The sequence below is a fragment of the Haloarcula quadrata genome (genome assembly GCF_003634715.1).
In the GTDB taxonomy this organism is placed as follows: domain Archaea; phylum Halobacteriota; class Halobacteria; order Halobacteriales; family Haloarculaceae; genus Haloarcula; species Haloarcula marismortui.
In genome coordinates this window covers 214046-229388 of sequence record NZ_RBWW01000001.1, presented here as the reverse complement: position 1 = coordinate 229388, position 15343 = coordinate 214046, and the positions used below count along the sequence as shown (strand labels likewise).

Sequence of the window (15343 nt, the reverse complement as noted above, 5' to 3'; positions counted from 1 at the left end):
GTTACGTCTGGTCCGCTTCCGGGTTGTTCGTCCGCCGATAGGAGCCCACCATCTTCCACAGCGTGTCGTTGAAGTCGTCGTTGTTGGCTTCGCTCTCGATCTGCCGGTACAGGTTTTCCGAGACTTCGATACGGGGCATCAGGTGTGTATAGAGAGCGGGAGTAAATAAATCTCCGCTGACACGGAATCGAGTAAAAGCTTCAACGAGCCCCTCTAGGGGCCGTATAACCATTTGGCACCGAAAGAGACGAACCAGGCCATCCAGATGCAGAAGACGACCAGCCACGTCCCGTACTGGACTGTCGGGTCCGGGACCAGAACGTACGCCACGACAAGTAAAACGGCGATGCTTGCCGCGGCTATGGCGTCCCAGCGGTCCAGTGCGGGCGGTTCGACCATCGGGGACTACTGTGAGATACCGTAGGTATCGTTGTCCCAGTCGTTGATGCCGGTGTCGTAGACCGCCTGTTCGCGCTCGATGGCGTCGATGCGCTCGCGGTCGGTGGCGTCGAGTTCCCAGTCGAACAGGTCGAAATTCTGGCGGACGTGTTCGGGCGAGGAAGACTTCGGTAGCACGACCACGTTGTTCTCAACCGCCCACTTCAGGACGATCTGAGCTGGCGACCTGTCGTATTTCTCGCTCAGGTCCTGAATAATATCGTCAGCGAACACCTTCGTCCGACCCAGCGGCGCGGCCGCCTCGACGACAGTGTCGGTGTCGCGGCAGAACTCGACGACTTGGTCCTGTGTGTTCCAGGGATGGTACTCGATCTGGTTGACAGCGATTGGCACGTCGGCGACGTGCTGGGCGGCCCCGAGCTGGTACGCGCTGAAGTTCGAGACGCCGACATTGCGGATCTTCCCCTGGTCGTGGAGCGTCGCCATGGCGTTCATCGTCTCACGGATAGAGGTCGCGGGGTTGGGCCAGTGGACGAGATACAGATCGAGGTAGTCGGTCCCGAGGCGGTCGAGCGACGCCTCGCAGGCCTCGATGACGGATTCGTAGTCGAGGTGTTTCGGCAGCACCTTCGAGGTGAGGAACACGTCCTCGCGGTCGTAGTCGGCCAGGGCCTCGCCGATTTCGCTCTCGTTCTTGTAGCCCTCGGCGGTGTCGACGTGGGCGTAGCCTACATTGAGCCCGGCCCGAACGGACTTCTGTACGGTGTCGCCGTCGATGTCCCACGTCCCGACGCCGACCATCGGCAGTTCGTCGCCACTCGGGAGTGTCGCTGTTGGGGGTGTCACATCCGTGTCTCACTCGCCGCAGTCAAAACCGTTTCGCGCACATCGCGGTATGGCACACACCCGTTCGTCGCTCACTCGGGACCGGCGACGTCGACCGGTTCGCCGGTGTCCGCGCTTCGGGCCAGCGCGTCCATGACGCGCATGTTCCCCAGTGTCTCAGCTTGGTCGATGGGTGGCGTTTCGCCGTTCTCGATGGCGTCCGCGAACGCCTCGACCTGCAACTGGTAGTGGTCGACCGGGTCGAACGTTTCGGTGACTTCGCGGCCGTCGACACTGTACGTCAGCGAGACGGACTGGTCGTGGTCCGGGCCGAAGCAGTCCTTCGCTTCGAGCCAGCCGTCATCTGCCTCGACCCGGTAGGACTCCCGTCTCGGCCCGTCGAACCCACAGGAAATCGAGGCGACCCGTCCGTCGTCGTACGAGAGGACGCCGCTGAGGTTCGTGTCAACGCCACTGTCCCGTGAGTCCCGACTGTGCGCGAACGCCCGGTCCGGCTCGCCGAGAAAGCCCCGGGCCGCACTGACGGCGTAACAGCCCACGTCCATCAGGCTCCCACCGGCCAGCTTCGGGTCCAGACGGATGTCCTCGCGGTCTGAGAGCGCGAACTTGAACGACGCATCGACAGTGTGCACCTCGCCCAGTTCGTTTTCGACGATGTCTCTGGCCCGCTGGGTCCGCGGGTGGAACTGATACATGAACGCCTCCATCAGCGTGACGCCCTGTTCGGCACAGTAGTCGAAGAGGTCCACTGCCCCGGCCGTGTCGACGGTCAGTGGCTTCTCACAGAGTACGTCAAGCCCGTGGTCGGCCGCCCGCTGGCTCCACTCGGCATGGAGCGCGTTCGGAAGCGGGTTGTAAACTGCGTCGATGTCCGCCTCGGCGAACATCGTTTCGTAGTCGCCGAAGGCACTGTCGATACCCAGCGTTTCGGCCACCTCGCTGGCACGGTCTCGGCTTCTGGAGCTGATTGCCGCGACCGTGTGGTCCGACTTCTGGATACCCGGAATCACGTCCTCGCGTGCGATTTTTGCCGTTGAAATAACCCCAAAGCGCATACCGATACCCGACGCCCCGTTGATAAACAACTACCGACCTTTCGACTCCGACTCGACACTGATACCCTGTTCGGACGCGGCGGCCAGTTCGTCCGCTGGCGGCTCGCGTCTGTCGGGCACGAGTTCGGTGGCTACCTCGCGTGCACGCTCGAGATGGGCCGTTGCACTGCCACACGCGGCCCCGGGCGTTTCTCGTTTTGATTCCTCGCTGCCTTCACGTCGCTTCTGTCGCCCCGCCTCACGGTGTGTATCGACCAGTTCGACGGCGATGTCTGCGAGCGCTTGCCGGAGCGACGCCCGGTCGCCATCGAAGCGGCGGTCACGGCCCCAGTCCAGTTCGTACGCCGTCCGGTAGCGGTCGAGGGCGTCTTCCCAGTGTGTAGCCCGCGCTGCCGGGTCTGTCGTGGCTCTGGCCGCGCTCGCAGCCACCTGTGCCGCGTCGACTGGGGCTGATAGTAGTTCGGCGTATTCCGCTTCGATTGCGTTTCGAGCGTCCGCAATAGTTTCTGTGGGTGGCTCCGGTGCCGTTACCGCTAGCGCTCGTTCGTACTCGGTCTTTGCCTGTGCGTACGCGTCCGCAGCCCGTTCGTACGCCCGGTTCTCCCATGCACGTCGGGCCGTGTCGCGGTGCTGTTCGGCCGCGCTGACGTGGCGTCGGCGCTGGCAGGTGTCTATCTGTGCTTGCGTTGACTGGCAGCGTTCGTCGATACTCGCTGTCGCTCCCAGCGCTTCGACTCGCCCTCGCCCGTTGTCGAGCGCTTCCTGTGCGGCCGTGATATGCGTCGCTGCTGTCTCGAGGTCTGTCGCCTCCAGTGCCGTCACAGCAGCCTCGACCTGCGACTCGGCCCGGTCAAGCTCGGTTAGCGTGCGCGTCCAGACCTGTGTGGCTTCGTCGACGAACTCCCGAACCGGCGTCAGGTCGCCCTTGCATTCGAACGCCCAGCAGTCTTCGTCGACGGTAACGATTTCGAGTGTCGACGTGCGGAGCCCCGACGTACAGCGCACGGCCACGATGTCTTCGTAGGGGAGCGAGATTGTCCGGTCACCGTCGTCGTCGCCAACGACGAACATGACGCGGCCGTTCGTTGCGAGCAGATACGCGCGGTAGTCGCCAGCCGGCGTGAGCCCCTCGTTCCCCTGGGCAGCGATGACGCCGGACTGACTGTTATACGCAAGATATCGCGGCGTCTCCGTCTCCCGAAAGTGCTGCCCTAGCGGCTGCTGAAGCCGGCGCGTGCGTCCGAACAGCCCGTCGGTGTTCACTCGGTCGAATATTTCCGGTCGACCCGAGGAGCGTATATCGGTAACAGTTTCCACGGCTCAATTGAATCCACAGACGGCGCCGGGATAGGTCGTTAGAATCACGGGTATGAAGCGGGAGAGTAATGTTATGCACAACACCCTCTTCCGCTTCGTGAAGCAAGTGGCTTCGCTCGCTCAAAAGCTTACTGACGCTGCGCTGATGGAACTGAGTGATCCAGCCGGCAACGGGTTTGCCGGCTGGAAGCACGCAGTCTTGCTCTATCTGCGCGAACACATGAGCGCGGAGTACGAGGAAATCATCGACTGGGCCGAAGAGATGGAACGTGTTCGAGCGGTATTGAATCTTCAACGCGGGGAGTTTCCCGCGCCTTCGACGCTGTGTAAGGCGTTCAAACGGGCATCGATGACTGTCTGGCGACAGCTGCTCCGCCGGTCGGCGGAGCTGCTGGACCAGAATGGTCACGCCGCAATTGATGCCACCTACTTCGACCGTCAGCAGGCATCGTCTCACTACTTGCGACGGATTGATCGTTCCGTCAAAACGATCCAGACGACGTTTCTCGTAGATACAGCTGAGGGAGCAATTCTTGACTTACACTGCAGCACGAAGTGGCCTGACGAAACCAAGATCGGCCCGAAGGTCGCCCTGCGGAACGCGGGCGACCTTCGAAGCTTGGCCGCTGACAAAGGCTATGATGACATGAGCTTCCGTGAGGAGCTTCGAAACGCCGGGATTCGTCCGCTGATCAAGCACCGTGTTTTCGCTCCTTACGATCACGCACACAACGCCCGAATAGACGACGAGCTCTATGGTCAGCGATCACAGACCGAGTCCGTCAACTCCTCAATCAAGCGCTCGCACGGCTCCGCCGTCCGAGCGCGTGACTGGTTCCGCCAGTTCCGGGAGATAACGCTCATAGCCGGCGTTTACAACGTGGAGCAGGCAATTGAACGCTGAAACGCCGAAATTCGCCGGATTCAATTGAGCCGTTTCCACAGTCCACCCCGTTCGTGACAGTATATTCAAATATTTCGTCGGAGAAATAAATCCTTTGGCCGACAACAGCGCTCAAGCCGGCTGGTTCGACCCCAGCCTTGCGACGGTGTCAGTACGGCTGGCTTCGGTCCGTCGGCTGACGCTGCGGGCTCCCGCTCGTCAGGTCGGCGGTGCACTGCCGGCAGAACTGGTAGTCCTGCTCGTTCCTCGCCCCGCAGTGGGGACAGTCGATGGATGTAGTGCTGTCGTCGGTGGCGCTGCCACGGCGCGGTTCAGTATCGCCCTGACCGGTCGCACCGGCTGGGTCACCCCGGTGCCGGTACGCGTACAGCATAGTCAGGACGTGGAGCCCCACGAGAAGCGCGATTGCGCCGTAGAGCCACTCGCTCACCATCATATGTAACGATACGTGAACGTACTACTTGAGGGTTGTGCCGAGTTACCAATGGACGGCAATTTCGGCGAGTTCGGAATCATCCCCTGTGACTACCTGGCGAGCAGACGGGTGCGCTGTGGGCTAGCGTTCAAATACGACCACGCAGCCACGGGAACTCATGCCCGTTCACACGCTCGGTGGTCCCTGATGGGCCGTCGGACACTCGTGGCTGTCGCCCGTCCCGACGGCCGCTACGACTGCCGGCTCGCACACTGGGGCGTTGACGCTGACCCCATTGCACAGTCTCGACCGCTCGGGAACGACTGGACGCCCGCTGCCGTCCTCGCTGCCATCGATGCTACCCACGAGCAGCTAGTCGTGCTTGACGGGTCGGTCCGGACCTACGCTGTCTGCTGGCTCGACCCGATGCTATCGGCCATCGACGATATCGCCCTCGCTCGCACTGCCGACCCTGAGTCGTTCCGGCAGTGGTGGGTCGACCGGAAGGACGCGGCCTGTCGCGCCCTCGACAGTGAAGGCTGTGACCCGGCGGCCGTCCGGCGTGCCCTGCTCGCGTCGCTCCGAAACCGGGCTTCGTCCGTCCACTGCCCCGACGACGCGTCCTTTTTACGCGGGGACCGCTAACCGCCATCCGTGACTGCCGTCGAGACGCTGACGTACCCCGACCCCGCCGACGCACTGGACCTTGCGTCGCGCAACGCCGACCGCGGCGCGCTGGTGACGCTCGTCGGGACCTGTACGGTCGAATACGAGGGACGAGCAGCCAGTTCACTGGGTCCCGGCGACCGCCACGTGATGCTCAAGCCCGATGGGGCTGCGCTGGTCCACACCGACGAGGGCCAGCAGCCGGTGAACTGGCAGCCGCCGGGGTGTGAGCACAGCATCAGCGTCGACGACGACTCGCTGGTCGTCCGCTCCACGCGGTCGACCCCCGAGGAGTTGCTCGAAGTGACTTTTGAGACAGTCGCCCACGCCGCCGCCTTCGACGTGACCGACTCGAAAGACCTCGCGCTCACCGGGACCGAGGCCGACCTGAAAGACCGTATCCTCGACGAGCCGGGGCTGGTCGAGGCGGGCTTTACGCCGCTTGCGACCGAACGCGAGACACCTGCTGGCGCGGTCGACATCTACGGCGAGGACGCCGACGGTCGGACGACGATACTCGAACTCAAGCGCCGGCGCGTGGGGCCCGACGCAGTCGGCCAGCTGGGGCGGTACGTCGATGCGTTAGAACGCGACTTGCACGCCGACACTGAAGTCCGGGGTATCCTCGTCGCTCCGTCGGTGACCGACCGGGCGCGTCAGTTACTCGCGGAAAAGGGATTAGAGTTCGTCTCGCTGGAGCCGCCGTAACCGATCTTTTTCCCTTTCGCACGGAGCTGTCAGTCGTGTCCCGTACTGATTGCCGCAGTCGCCACATAGCCAGATGACGAAGCTACTCGTCTACAGTGACCGTTCCATCGGTGTCGACGACCACACGATAGCCGCTGTAATCGAACGCCACGTGCCCGCTGGTGTTCGAATCGGCGATGCACGCCGTCAGTGCATCCGGATTGATACTGTCGGCCAGTGGAGGGAGCGTCTCGACCGGCTGTCTCTCCGCGGTTGCCACGGCACGAACGACTGCCGTGACGATGGACTGGTCGGTGCCGTGGACTTCTATAACAGTTGGTGATCTTCCAGACACGGTTCTCTGACCTCATGCTGAACTTGTTCTACAGGTGTAAAGTTCAGTGTGGCTAGTATAGTAAACGCCGAACCACGATACATGACAACATTCATCATGAGATGTCAACTACACCTGTGTATGTCCCGACAGCTTGGCGACAGCCGGGCGGTAACCCGTGTGGAGTTTGCCCTCTCTGATGGGTCGTATCCCTTTGTGTCGGTGTCTGAAGCCGAATCGTGTGCAGTAATTCTTGAAAAATGCCTCCCGCAGACGGACGACATGTACGCGGAGTTTTTTTCAGTCGAGGGTGCTCGCCCCAGCCAGCTTGTCGAGCGCATCGAAGACGCCAACGGCGGTGAGGCGCGGGTGCTTGAGCGCACCGGCGACGGTGGGCTCGTCGAAATCGACGTACGAGATAACTGTCCCGTTGTCTCGCTTGCGGATATCGGGGCGGTACCACGGACTGTCCGGAGTGTCGATGGCCAGGGGACTATCGTAGCTGATGTCCCGGGTCAAATCGAGACGGGGTCGGTTATCGATTCGTTCCTGACGGCCCATCCGGAGGCCGAACTCGCGGCGAAGAAACAGCGTGAGTCTATCGTTCCGCTGTTCGGGTTCCAGAACTACGCGTCCCACTCCGAATCACTGACCGACCGCCAGCAGGAAGTTCTTGCGACGGCCCACGAAGCGGGGTATTACAGCTGGCCCCGTGAGGCGACGGCCGCGGACCTGGCTGACCTCCTCGATATCTCGGAGCCCACGCTCCACAAGCACCTGCGGGCTGCCGAACAGAAACTCGTCGCGACCATGTTCGCCTGCCCGCACGACGAATAACGCTGCTGACAGCGACAGTTGACCGCCGCTGTTATTCGATTCGGTCCTGCAAGTCCGCGAGCGCGTTCATCGCCTCTATCGGCGTCATCGTCGCGACATCAAGCGACGCTAACTGCTGTGCCACTGACTCCGGCAATTCATCCTCGGCGGCGGTTCCATTCGTCTGAAATACTTCCTGCGTGTGGTCATCCGATGTCGCCTCACCGGCCGGGGCCGACGCTGCTCCGTTCTCCGTCGGACCAGTCGTCTCCGTGGCGGTGGAATCCGTCTCGGAGTCAGCTCTTGTCCCCGGTCTAGGTTCGCTCGCCACCTCCGCCTCTCTCGTCGCTTCGACGCCCGTATCGGCCGTCTCGGCATCCGTCAGAAGGTCCCGCGACCGCTCGACAACGGAGTCGGGGACGCCGGCCATGCTCGCCACCTCGACACCGTAGGAGGCCGCCGCGGGACCGGGCGCGAGTTCGTGGTCGAAGCGAACGTCGCCGTCCTCGCGGCTGGTCTCGAAGTGGCGGTTGGTTGCGCCGGACAGCGCCGCGGCGACGGCGGTCAGGTCGTGATGATGGGTCGCAAACAGCGTGTACGCGCCGACCTCGTCGTGGAGATACTCGGTCACTGCGCGGGCGATAGCAAGCCCGTCGGCCGTCGACGTGCCGCGGCCGACCTCGTCCAGCAGGACCAGCGAGTTTTCGGTCGCCGCGTCCAGAATCGTCGCCAGTTCGGTCATCTCGATCATGAACGTCGAGCGGCCGCCGGCGATGTCGTCGCTGGCCCCAACGCGGGTGAACACGCGGTCGAGAATCGGGAGGTCGGCCGCTTTCGCAGGGACGAAACTGCCCGACTGTGCGAGCAGGCAAATCAATGCGACCTGCCGCATATACGTCGACTTCCCGCTCATGTTCGGCCCCGTGACGACGGCGAGGAAGGGCTGTATATCGTCCGCGGTGACGCCGTCGTCGCTTCCGTCTCTGCTCGCTGGGACTGGCCCGCTCCCCAGATGCGTATCGTTAGGGATGAACGCATCCTCGGTCCGCTCGACGACCGGATGGCGGCCGGCGGTGATGTCGATGCCGTCGCCGCCGACGGTCGGCCGGCAGTAGTCGTACTGTGCCGCGACCTCGGCGAAGGAGGCCAGCACGTCCAGGCGGGCGAGACGGTCGGCCAGGGCCTGCACACGCTCGGCCTCGTCGGCCACCTCGTCCCGGACCGCACAGAACAGGTCGTACTCCAGGTCGTCGGCCGCGCTCTCGGCCCGTAGAATCTCGTCCTCGCGCTCTTTGAGCTCTGGCGTGTAGTAGCGCTCGCTATTTTTCAGCGTCTGGCGGCGCTGGTAATCCTCGGGGACAGCATCGAGGTTGGCGTTTGTCACCTCGATGTAGTAGCCGTGGACGGAGGTATGCCCGACCTTCAGCGAGTCAATGCCGGTGCGCTCGCGCTCGCTCGCTTCGAGGTCGTCGATCCACTGCTTGCCCGACCGCTCGGTCGAGCGCAGTCGGTCCAGTTCATCGTCGTAGCCCTCGCGGATGACGCCGCCTTCGGTCACCTGCTGTGGCGGGTCCGGGCGAATCGCCGCCTCGATTTCCTCGCGAGTCTCGGCCAGCGGGTCCAGCGTGGCGTGCAGGTCCGCGAGCAACCGAGCGTCGGCGTCCGCGAGGTGGTCCCGGATGTCCGGTACGACTGACAGCGTGGCGGCCAGCGACCGGAGGTCACGGGCGTTCGCCCGACCGCGCGAGACGCGCGAGATGAGCCGTTCGAGGTCGTACACCTCCGCGAGCAGGTCCGAGAGCGCTTCGCGGGTCGCCGGGTCGCGCTGGAGTTCTGCGACCGCGCCGTGGCGGGCCTCGATACGGTCCGCATCGAGCAGCGGCCGGCGGAGCCAGTCGGTCAGTTTCCGCCGCCCCAGGGCACACGCCGTCTCGTCGACCGTATCGACGAGCGTCCGGTTCTCGTGGCCCCGGACCGAGCGCCGTTCGAACAGTTCGAGGCTCTCGACGGCGACGGCGTCGAGCAGCATGTATTCCCGCGGGTCGTACCGCGTGAGGTGATTGAGGTAGTCGAGCGTGCCGGCGGGGTCCACGTCCGGGTCGACCGGTTCGCCGTCGGGGCCGACTGCCCCGCTGCTGCCCCGTGTGTACTCTGCGTAGGCCAGCAGGCCGCCACAGGCCCGGATTTCCGCGTCGCCGGCGAGCAGGCGCTCCGGTGGGCCGAAGTACTGTCCCACGCGGTCCTCGGCGCGCTCCCGGTCGAAGGCGGCCGCGTCGTAGCGTGTCACCAGACAGGCCGGGCCGAAGACGGCGTCCCGGTCCACGTCGACGTCCGGCCCGACGATGGCTTCCGCGGGGCCGAACCGGCTGAGTTCGTCGGCAACGGCGCTTTCCGAACCGACGCTCGTGGCGTAGCAGTCGCCGGTCGAGACGTCGAGCAGCGCCAGCCCGTACCGCTCACCGGCGGTCAGGGCGGCGACGTAGTTGTTGTCCGCCCCGCCCAGCAGTTCGCTCTCCGTGAGCGTCCCCGGCGTGACGATTCGTGTCACCGCGCGTTCGACCACGCCGCTGACCTCGTCGGGGTCCTCGACCTGGTCGGCGATGGCGACCCGATAGCCCGCGTCCAGCAGCGTCTCGACGTAGGATTCGGCGTTGTCAATTGGGATGCCGGCCATCGGGTACTCACCGGTCGAATCCTCGCGCTGAGTCAGCGTGATCTCACACAGCCGGGCGACCCGTTTCGCGGCCGCACAGAAGGCCTCGTAGAAGTCCCCGACCTGAAAGAGAACCAAGGCGTCGTCGTACTGCCGGCACAGCTCGTAGTACTGTGCCATCATCGGCGTCAGGTCCTCCTCAAGCTCGGCCATCTGCTCGGGCGGGCCAAGCGCAGCGTCCATATCGATGGGCAACAGCCGACACCTGATAGGCGCTCCGCTCTCTCCCGCTATGTGTGGTGTCGACCGGCCACTGATTTTTATGCCACCGGAGAGACGTAGCCTGTATGTCACGTCGCGCCAACTACGCGCTCTGTGAGTTCCAGCAGCACCTCGGTCCGGCGGCGGACTCGCTCGACGTTCCCTGGGCTGAATACACCGGGAATTCGACTGATCCGGTTTCCTTCAACATCCCCACCTCATCGTCGGCGGACCCGTACGTCGAGATGCAGGTGTTCGACGTCGAGGATTTCAACCACGAAATCGTGGTCAACGGCGAACCGCTGTCAGGGTTCGATATCGCGCCCGGCGAGGGGTGGCAGCTCTGGATGGATACGATTGCGCTCGAGCGACTCCACCTCGGCGAGAACACGATTCAGTTCCGGCGGAACACCGACTCGAAGGACGCTTTCGTCGTCGGGTCGGTTACGGTCCACTGGACTGAGCCCGTCGAATGAATATATAAACAGATCGACGCTGTTCTGGTGAGGCGTGCCAACAGCTACCACTATTAACGGTCATTACCCCTTCTGTCGGGTGATTTCACCTGTTCTGGCCTGGGCAACCGGTGACCGGCGAGCGCCCTATAACCCCTACTTTTATATAGAACCACATGCAATCTTCGCTTGATTATGAGCCAACGCCAGATGCAGGGCCAGCCGATGATCATCCTGGGAGAGGACTCCCAGCGGATGAAGGACAAGTCTGCACAGGAACACAACATCTCGGCCGCTCGCGCGGTCGCCGAGTCAGTACGCTCGACGCTCGGCCCGAAGGGGATGGACAAGATGCTCGTCTCCTCGATGGGTGACGTCACCGTCACGAACGACGGCGTCACCATCCTCTCGGAGATGGACATCGACAACCCGACAGCCTCGATGATTGTCGAGGTTGCCGAGACACAGGAAGACGAGGCTGGTGACGGCACCACCTCCGCCGTCGCCATCGCAGGCGAACTCCTCAAGAACGCCGAGGACCTCCTCGAACAGGACATTCACCCGACGGCGATCATCAAAGGGTTCAACATGGCCGCCACGCAGGCCAAGGACGAACTCGACGACATCGCTACGGAAGTCGACCCCGACGACGAGGAACTGCTGAAGAAGGTCGCCGAAACCTCGATGACGGGCAAGGGCGCGGAGCTCAACAAGGAGCTACTCGCCCAGATCATCGTCGACGCGGTCAACGCCGTGACCGTCGAGGCCGAGGACGGCTCCGTCATTGCCGACCTTGAGTACCTCAACATCGAGACCCAGACCGGCAGCTCCGCCGGCAACTCCGAGCTCCTCGAAGGCGCAGTCATCGACAAGGACCCGGTCCACGAAGAGATGGCAACCGAGGCAGAGGACGCCGACGTCCTCCTCGTCGACACGGCCATCGAACTCGACGAGACCGAAGTCGACGCGCAACTCTCTGTCGACGACCCGAGCCAGCTCCAGAACTTCCTCGACAAGGAAGAAGAGCAGCTCAAGCAGATGGTCGACCAGATCGCCGACACCGGCGCTGATGTCGTCTTCTGCCAGAAGGGCATCGACGACATGGCCCAGCACTACCTCGCCGAGAAGGGTATTCTGGCCGTCCGCCGCGCCAAGAAGTCCGACATCGAGTTCCTCAAAGAGGTTCTGGGTGCCCGCATCGTCTCCGATCTCGACTCCGCGAGCGCGGAAGACCTGGGTCACGGCTCTGTCACCCGCGACGACGCCGAAGGCCTGTTCTACGTCGAGGGCAGCGGCGACGGAGCCCACGGCGTCACGCTCCTGCTCCGTGGTTCGACCGACCACGTCGTCGACGAACTCGAACGCGGCGTCACGGACGCGCTCGATGTCGTCGCGTCCACGGTTGCCAACGGCAGCGTCCTCGGTGGCGGCGGCGCACCTGAAGTCGAAGTCGCCCGCCGGCTCCGCGACTACGCCGACAGCGTCGAAGGCCGCGAACAGCTCGCTATCGAGTCCTTCGCCGACGCGCTGGAGATCATCCCGCGCACCCTCGCAGAGAACGCTGGTCTCGACAGCATCGACACGCTGGTCGACCTGCGCGCCGCCCACGAGGACGGCGATGTCAGCGCCGGCCTGAACGTCTTCTCCGGTGACGTCGAGAACACGCTCGACACCGGCGTCGTCGAGCCAGCCCACGCCAAGCGACAGGCGATTTCCTCGGCTGCAGAGGCCGCGAACCTGGTCCTCAAGATCGATGACATCATCGCTGCCGGCGAGCTTTCGACCTCCGGCGGCGACGAAGGCGGCCCCGGCGGCCCCGGTGGCGCCCCTGGTGGCATGGGCGGCATGGGTGGCGGCATGGGCGGCATGATGTAGGAGACGAGCGGAGCGAAGTCTCCGAACGAGCGAACGGACGAAGTCCGTGAGCAAAGCGAGGGGCCGAACGAAGTGAGGGCCCTCAAATAGTGAGTGGCGAAAGCCGCGAACCGCGAGGTTCTGAGCAACGCGAAGAACCTCGTATACGCGAGCGGGAACGCAGTAACCCGCGAGCACTGTAGCTGACCGGAAGAAGACTTTTCGAACGAACGCCGAAGCAGCCCCGCTGAGTGTGCTTTGACCACTAACAGACTGCCCTGCGGACGATATTTTTGACCGACTACAGTCCAATTCCACACAGCTACGGATAGGTCGTGACACCGCCGATATCGAGACGTGAAACCGGAGAAACAGTTAGGTGCGTCTCTGCGAAGTTTCGATTGTCCCGGTCCGTTTGGTGGGACGGACTGGTGACAGTGGGTGGGGGCCTCTCTTCGTTTTAGCGGTCACTCGACAGTGTCCAGCCGCCGCCCCAATCATTCAGGGCGTGTTGTCCGGTTTCGGTGGCGTCGGTCTTCGAACACCACGTCCGTCGTTCCCAGGTCGCTGTAGCGGAGAATCTCGGTCACTCGGTAGGTATCCGTTCCGTTGTCGACTGTGTACTGGAGCGCGTAGCTCCGGACGATGCCGTTGGGCGTCACGGTCGCTGAGAGGGAGACGTTTGTCACACGGTCGACGGGACGAGTGGCAACCGCGCTGCCGTCGGCCGACCCGGTTCCTTTGATGCGATACAACGACATGCCGTACAGTTGCTTGATGACCTCGTCGCCGGGGCGGATGGATGTGATGTTGGTGGCGGAAAGCAACGCTATGAGACGCCCGTTGAACGTGGGTTCGAAGAACAGTGCGGCCCGGGGTGAGCGGGGCGGGCCACCGATACCGCGGCTGTCCGCGACTACTTCCGTCGATGTCGACCCGTTGACGGTCGTCCGTCTGAGCGCACGGCCGTCCCGCCAGGTGCTGTGTATCTCACGCGCTGTCACACTCTGTCCGGATATCGTTCGGGTGGCCGTGTACGACTCGTAGCCCGCGCTGATGCTGGCACGGGTCCGGACGCGCCTGTGCAGGCCGCTGCCGTTCATGACGGTCTTGGTGTGGTGGACTCGATAGGAGGTGTTCGAAAGCCGCCTGACGTGGGCGCGGCCGAGCGCGGTGGCGTTGACGACGCGGTCGCCGACGACGCCCGGGGCGCGTTGTGCCGCACTCGTTGGTGCGTCTGCAGTCGGGACTGGGGCTGGTGTCACCGTCTCCCTGGCGGCCGCGTTGTCCCCGAACAGACCGGTACATCCGGCGCTCAGCAGACAGAGACAGACCACAGCAATCGCCACCCCGCGACGCATGTTGGTGACTCGTTGTGTGGCGATATAACCTCTGTGACGGCGGAGGGCTAAATATCGTTGAGTGTCAACATACTGTATGCAGACGCTGCTTCTCGGCGCGGACGCGGTTGAGGACCACGCGACGATGCCGGCAGTCATCGACGCGGTTGCCGCGGCCTTCGCCGCCGATGCCAGGGAGAACACCATCATGCCGGCCAAGTCCTACATCGACCTGCCGCAGTACAACGGCGACTTCCGGTCGATGCCGGCCTACGTCAACGCTGAAACGTGGGACGCCGCCGCGGTCAAGTGGGTCAACGTCCATCTGGACAACCCCCGCGACCACGACTTGCCGACCGTCCTCGGGACGCTCATCTACTCGGACCCCGAGACGGCGTTCCCACTGGCCGTGATGGACGGTACAGTCCTGACGCGCCTGCGGACCGGGGCGGCGGCCGCCGTCGCCACCGACCACCTCGCTGTCGCCGACGCGGACTCCCTTGGTCTGGTCGGGGCCGGCACGCAGGCGTACACGCAACTGGACGCTATTTCGGCGGTCCGGAACATCGAGACGGTGGTCGTCGCCGACCGGGACACGGACAAACAGCAGGCGTTTGTCGACACGTTCACCGACCGGTTCGACGTGCGTGCGGGCAGCATTGAGGACGCCGCTGGCTGTGATGTGCTGTCGACGATTACGCCCGTCGAGTCGCCTATCGTCGACCGGGAGTGGCTCGGTGAGCGCACACACATCAACGCTATCGGAGCCGACGCCGCCGGCAAGCAGGAACACAGCGAACGCACGCTCCTCGACGCGAAACTCGTCATCGACAACTACGAGCAGTGTACCCATTCCGGTGAAATCAACGTCCCGTGGGGCGAGGGTACCCTGACCGATACCGACCTCCACGGGGAACTCGGCGACATCGTCGCGGGCACGCTCTCGGGGCGGACAGACGACGACGGAATCACGCTCTTTGACTCGACGGGGCTGGCTATCCAGGACGTCGCGGCTGCACACGTCGTCTATGAGAACGCGAGCGACGATGGCGACGGAACGGCGTTCTCACTTGTCGACACCGAGACCTCCTGATTACGGCGAAGGCGTGAGCATGTCGGTCACTTTCGAGATGCCCCAGACGATGATGATAAACGGCAGGAGCGGCATCAATAGGACGAGCAGGCCGAGGAACACTCCCCAACCGAACACGTCCATCCCTTCGTCGCGGTGGGGCCGCGACCCTGGCGTGACCGATCGGAGCGGTGCCGGCAGTCGTCCGCTGTCTTCCGTCTCGTCGTCAGGTGATGCTGCCATACTGTCTCTTTCGCTGAAACGTGTAT

The 15343-nt window shown here is 63.7% G+C and carries 17 protein-coding genes; 7 read left to right on the top strand and 10 right to left on the bottom strand.

Going from position 1 to position 15343, the window contains the following annotated elements; all coding sequences use genetic code 11:
* Position 1: 1 nt before the first annotated feature.
* The 5 genes from BDK61_RS23195 to BDK61_RS01155 all read right to left on the bottom strand — a co-directional run bounded on the left by BDK61_RS23195 (position 2) and on the right by BDK61_RS01155 (position 3617).
* Positions 2–139 (bottom strand): hypothetical protein, encoded by a 138-nt coding sequence (locus BDK61_RS23195; RefSeq protein ID WP_004516449.1) that lies wholly within the window; start codon positions 137–139, stop codon positions 2–4.
* Positions 140–213: 74 nt separating this feature from the next.
* Positions 214–399: a hypothetical protein gene (locus tag BDK61_RS01170; protein WP_004960235.1), complete on the bottom strand. Its 186-nt coding sequence runs from the start codon at positions 397–399 to the stop codon at positions 214–216.
* A gap of 6 nt (positions 400–405) precedes the next feature.
* Entirely contained in the window at positions 406–1200 is a 795-nt protein-coding gene (locus tag BDK61_RS01165) for an aldo/keto reductase (RefSeq protein WP_011224513.1), read from the bottom strand.
* A 116-nt stretch (positions 1201–1316) separates the two neighbouring features.
* The gene (locus tag BDK61_RS01160) at positions 1317–2300 is read right to left on the bottom strand and encodes a Gfo/Idh/MocA family protein (protein ID WP_121302078.1); all 984 of its coding nucleotides are present in this window, start codon (positions 2298–2300) and stop codon (positions 1317–1319) included.
* A gap of 30 nt (positions 2301–2330) precedes the next feature.
* On the bottom strand, positions 2331–3617 hold the full coding sequence (locus tag BDK61_RS01155; protein WP_121302077.1) for a hypothetical protein: 1287 nt from the start codon (positions 3615–3617) through the stop codon (positions 2331–2333).
* Positions 3618–3669: 52 nt separating this feature from the next.
* Here BDK61_RS01155 and BDK61_RS01150 point away from each other — a divergent pair, with 52 nt between their 5' ends.
* The gene (locus tag BDK61_RS01150; protein WP_121301968.1) at positions 3670–4521 is read left to right on the top strand and encodes an IS5-like element ISHma10 family transposase; all 852 of its coding nucleotides are present in this window, start codon (positions 3670–3672) and stop codon (positions 4519–4521) included.
* Between the two features lie 148 nt (positions 4522–4669).
* Here BDK61_RS01150 and BDK61_RS01145 read toward each other — a convergent pair whose 3' ends face one another.
* On the bottom strand, positions 4670–4957 hold the full coding sequence (locus BDK61_RS01145) for a DUF7577 domain-containing protein (RefSeq protein ID WP_007187919.1): 288 nt from the start codon (positions 4955–4957) through the stop codon (positions 4670–4672).
* Between the two features lie 186 nt (positions 4958–5143).
* On the opposite strand from BDK61_RS01145, the gene BDK61_RS01140 reads away from it, so the two are divergent.
* Both BDK61_RS01140 and nucS read left to right on the top strand, forming a co-directional pair.
* Complete coding sequence (locus BDK61_RS01140; RefSeq protein WP_121303874.1) at positions 5144–5581, top strand: DUF6735 family protein; 438 nt, start codon at positions 5144–5146, stop codon at positions 5579–5581.
* Between the two features lie 9 nt (positions 5582–5590).
* A complete protein-coding gene (gene nucS / locus BDK61_RS01135) occupies positions 5591–6310 on the top strand; it encodes an endonuclease NucS (protein ID WP_004960217.1) in 720 nt (239 codons plus the stop codon).
* A gap of 82 nt (positions 6311–6392) precedes the next feature.
* Here the strand turns inward: nucS and BDK61_RS01130 are convergent, their stop codons facing one another.
* Positions 6393–6644 (bottom strand): HalOD1 output domain-containing protein, encoded by a 252-nt coding sequence (locus BDK61_RS01130; RefSeq protein ID WP_004960214.1) that lies wholly within the window; start codon positions 6642–6644, stop codon positions 6393–6395.
* Positions 6645–6764: 120 nt separating this feature from the next.
* Here BDK61_RS01130 and BDK61_RS01125 point away from each other — a divergent pair, with 120 nt between their 5' ends.
* On the top strand, positions 6765–7460 hold the full coding sequence (locus BDK61_RS01125; RefSeq protein ID WP_121302076.1) for a helix-turn-helix domain-containing protein: 696 nt from the start codon (positions 6765–6767) through the stop codon (positions 7458–7460).
* Between the two features lie 31 nt (positions 7461–7491).
* Here BDK61_RS01125 and mutS read toward each other — a convergent pair whose 3' ends face one another.
* Complete coding sequence (gene mutS / locus BDK61_RS01120) at positions 7492–10335, bottom strand: DNA mismatch repair protein MutS (RefSeq protein ID WP_121302075.1); 2844 nt, start codon at positions 10333–10335, stop codon at positions 7492–7494.
* Between the two features lie 104 nt (positions 10336–10439).
* Between mutS and BDK61_RS01115 the strand changes: the two genes are divergently transcribed.
* Together BDK61_RS01115 and thsB are read left to right on the top strand one after the other, a co-directional pair.
* On the top strand, positions 10440–10829 hold the full coding sequence (locus BDK61_RS01115; protein WP_121302074.1) for a DUF7383 domain-containing protein: 390 nt from the start codon (positions 10440–10442) through the stop codon (positions 10827–10829).
* A 174-nt stretch (positions 10830–11003) separates the two neighbouring features.
* The gene (gene thsB / locus BDK61_RS01110; protein WP_007187924.1) at positions 11004–12683 is read left to right on the top strand and encodes a thermosome subunit beta; all 1680 of its coding nucleotides are present in this window, start codon (positions 11004–11006) and stop codon (positions 12681–12683) included.
* A 476-nt stretch (positions 12684–13159) separates the two neighbouring features.
* Here the strand turns inward: thsB and BDK61_RS01105 are convergent, their stop codons facing one another.
* Positions 13160–14023: a hypothetical protein gene (locus tag BDK61_RS01105; RefSeq protein ID WP_121302073.1), complete on the bottom strand. Its 864-nt coding sequence runs from the start codon at positions 14021–14023 to the stop codon at positions 13160–13162.
* Positions 14024–14099: 76 nt separating this feature from the next.
* Here BDK61_RS01105 and BDK61_RS01100 point away from each other — a divergent pair, with 76 nt between their 5' ends.
* The gene (locus BDK61_RS01100; RefSeq protein WP_004960182.1) at positions 14100–15095 is read left to right on the top strand and encodes an alanine dehydrogenase; all 996 of its coding nucleotides are present in this window, start codon (positions 14100–14102) and stop codon (positions 15093–15095) included.
* Here the strand turns inward: BDK61_RS01100 and BDK61_RS01095 are convergent, their stop codons facing one another.
* The gene (locus BDK61_RS01095; RefSeq protein WP_004960179.1) at positions 15096–15317 is read right to left on the bottom strand and encodes a DUF7535 family protein; all 222 of its coding nucleotides are present in this window, start codon (positions 15315–15317) and stop codon (positions 15096–15098) included. It abuts the gene before it with no gap.
* Positions 15318–15343: the final 26 nt, after the last annotated feature.

Bases quoted from the DNA above. Each gene is read 5' to 3' on its own strand.
- BDK61_RS23195 (WP_004516449.1), bottom strand. From the start codon at position 139: ATGCCCCGTATCGAAGTCTCGGAAAACCTGTACCGGCAGATCGAGAGC.
- BDK61_RS01170 (WP_004960235.1), bottom strand. From the start codon at position 399: ATGGTCGAACCGCCCGCACTGGACCGCTGGGACGCCATAGCCGCGGCA.
- BDK61_RS01165 (WP_011224513.1), bottom strand. From the start codon at position 1,200: ATGGTCGGCGTCGGGACGTGGGACATCGACGGCGACACCGTACAGAAG.
- BDK61_RS01160 (WP_121302078.1), bottom strand. From the start codon at position 2,300: ATGCGCTTTGGGGTTATTTCAACGGCAAAAATCGCACGCGAGGACGTG.
- BDK61_RS01150 (WP_121301968.1), top strand. From the start codon at position 3,670: ATGAAGCGGGAGAGTAATGTTATGCACAACACCCTCTTCCGCTTCGTG.
- BDK61_RS01145 (WP_007187919.1), bottom strand. From the start codon at position 4,957: ATGATGGTGAGCGAGTGGCTCTACGGCGCAATCGCGCTTCTCGTGGGG.
- BDK61_RS01140 (WP_121303874.1), top strand. From the start codon at position 5,144: ATGGGCCGTCGGACACTCGTGGCTGTCGCCCGTCCCGACGGCCGCTAC.
- BDK61_RS01125 (WP_121302076.1), top strand. From the start codon at position 6,765: ATGTCCCGACAGCTTGGCGACAGCCGGGCGGTAACCCGTGTGGAGTTT.
- mutS (WP_121302075.1), bottom strand. From the start codon at position 10,335: ATGGACGCTGCGCTTGGCCCGCCCGAGCAGATGGCCGAGCTTGAGGAG.
- BDK61_RS01115 (WP_121302074.1), top strand. From the start codon at position 10,440: ATGTCACGTCGCGCCAACTACGCGCTCTGTGAGTTCCAGCAGCACCTC.
- thsB (WP_007187924.1), top strand. From the start codon at position 11,004: ATGAGCCAACGCCAGATGCAGGGCCAGCCGATGATCATCCTGGGAGAG.
- BDK61_RS01105 (WP_121302073.1), bottom strand. From the start codon at position 14,023: ATGCGTCGCGGGGTGGCGATTGCTGTGGTCTGTCTCTGTCTGCTGAGC.
- BDK61_RS01100 (WP_004960182.1), top strand. From the start codon at position 14,100: ATGCAGACGCTGCTTCTCGGCGCGGACGCGGTTGAGGACCACGCGACG.
- BDK61_RS01095 (WP_004960179.1), bottom strand. From the start codon at position 15,317: ATGGCAGCATCACCTGACGACGAGACGGAAGACAGCGGACGACTGCCG.